This is a genomic window from Acetobacter pasteurianus subsp. pasteurianus LMG 1262 = NBRC 106471 (assembly GCF_000285275.1).
Classification (GTDB): Bacteria; Pseudomonadota; Alphaproteobacteria; order Acetobacterales; family Acetobacteraceae; genus Acetobacter; species Acetobacter pasteurianus.
The window spans coordinates 1-2,005 of sequence record NZ_CADO01000113.1; the positions used below are offsets into that span (position 1 = coordinate 1).

The window sequence follows — 2,005 nt, forward strand, 5'->3', positions numbered from 1 at the left end:
TTTCTGGGACAGGGACAGATATGTCTGCATATCGGTCTGTAGGGATGCCAGAGCTGTGCTGTTGCCACCCATGGCCGCCTGATAATCCGTATGCAGATTATCATTGGCGGACTTGTACTGATCCTCAACAGATAGTGGCGAGGCATCAGACGTATCCAGCCCTTTTGCGTAGGACAAAAGATTGCTGAACACGCTGGAAACCTGCTCGCTGGCCTGATCCTGATATTCCTTTTGCTTCTCTAAAGCCTTTTCCTGATACTCGGTTTGTATCTGAAGGCGCTCGGCAGCCTGTGTCTTTTCAAGATCCGCCAGCTGCTGCTGGTAGGTCACATTGTCCGCATAGTTATCACCCAGGAAGCCCCGCCAGTTTTCCTGCAACTGCTGGATTTCCTGTGCAGCACTCACCTGCTGATTGAGAAGATCCGCACCTTCCTGATCACCCGTGGCAGACAGATAACGCGCCTGCACAGACTGATCAGATTGCGAAAGCGTGGTCTGCTCATTGGCAATCATGGCCGCAGCAATGGCATTGCCCTTATCAAGCAATGCCTGGGCATCTAGACCGTAAGATGCTGCTGTGTTGGCGGCGTCCTGGTATTTCTGCTTCAGGTCATCCACCTGCTGCATCAGGCTTTCGGAACCGGATGCCGTGACATCCAGAAGCCCCGGCATTGTGGTGCCCACAAATTCTTCAATGGCCTCAAACTTGCTTTGCAGGTCATCTACGGAATAGGTGCCACCATCCAGCGTTGAAAGTGCCTTGGCCATATCCCCCGTGTAGCCGGTGAAATGATCCACCGTAACATGGCTGGAATCATCAAACTTTGAGACAGACACTTTCATGCTGTCCAGTTCATCCGCCAGAGATTTCAGGCTTTCCAGATCCTGCGTGAACGTATCCACGCTATCGAAACTGGATGGCATGAGCTGCTTCAGCTCCTGCTGCATGGTGGTGTCTGAACTGGTCAGATCCAGATCAGGCAGCAGATCTGTCAGGCTGTAGGTGTGGGATTTCTTGCCCTTTTTAGACCAACCAACCTTGCCGATGGTGTCCGTATTAGTGGCAGAAACCCCGGTATATCCAAACACATTGTTGATGTTGTCCAGATCACTCTGCAGGCCAGATGCCACATTATCATTGCCATGGATATGCTTGTATACATAGCCACTGATATCCAGCATCCCATCGCTGCCTACGGAAACATACTGATAATCCTTCTTCCTTTTGGCAAAGAGCTGCGAAAGAAGGTTATAGGCCATATCGCCAATGCCGAAGGCAGCACCCGCCATTCCCATGTATGAGCCGATGGAGGAAACAGCACTGCCAAAGCTGCTAAAAATGCCACTGCCATCGGCTGCCTTGCCAGAAAACAGGTTATCCAGCGCGGAAGGTGCGGCACTGACACTACCAGCATTTACCGCAGATCCCGACGAGGGACTGCTGGCCTGATTTTTCATGTTCAGGGCTTCCCATGGGGAAACACCCCAGCCGGATTGCGCTACAGCACTTAATGGATCTTCAGCGCCTGAACTGCTGCTTTCTGTGCTGCCTTCTGAGCCGGTTTCACTAAACAGATTTCCAATATCTGCCAGTGTTGTGCGGGTTTTACCGTCTAGGGCATTCATCAGCGGATTGATCAGGGCAAAGCGTGCAATCACACTGGCAACCGAAGCATCCACACCCTGCAACATGTTTTTGAAAGACATGCCGCTGGATGTGCCCTGCATGAATCCCTGCACCACACCATCAGAAAGCTGATCCGCCATATCGCTGATGGAGCCGGTGAAATCATCCATCACCTGTTGCTGGTGCTCATACTCGGTAGAAGCCTCAGCAATTTTGGTGCTCAGATCAACATAGTCCTGTGCTTCCTGTGGCAGAACAGTGCCGAACTTCCGGTGCTCCTGAATTTCGGCCTGCATACGGGCAAGCATGACAGAACGTTCGTCTGCATTCTGGCCGATACTGGCGGTTTGGGCCTGTATCATGCTCAGGTTATCCTGC

The 2,005-nt window shown here is 52.0% G+C and carries 1 pseudogene; it reads right to left on the reverse strand.

Annotation, left to right across the window (positions count from 1 at the left end):
- Positions 1-2,005, reverse strand: a pseudogene (locus APA10_RS11745) (phage tail protein); the annotation flags it as partial.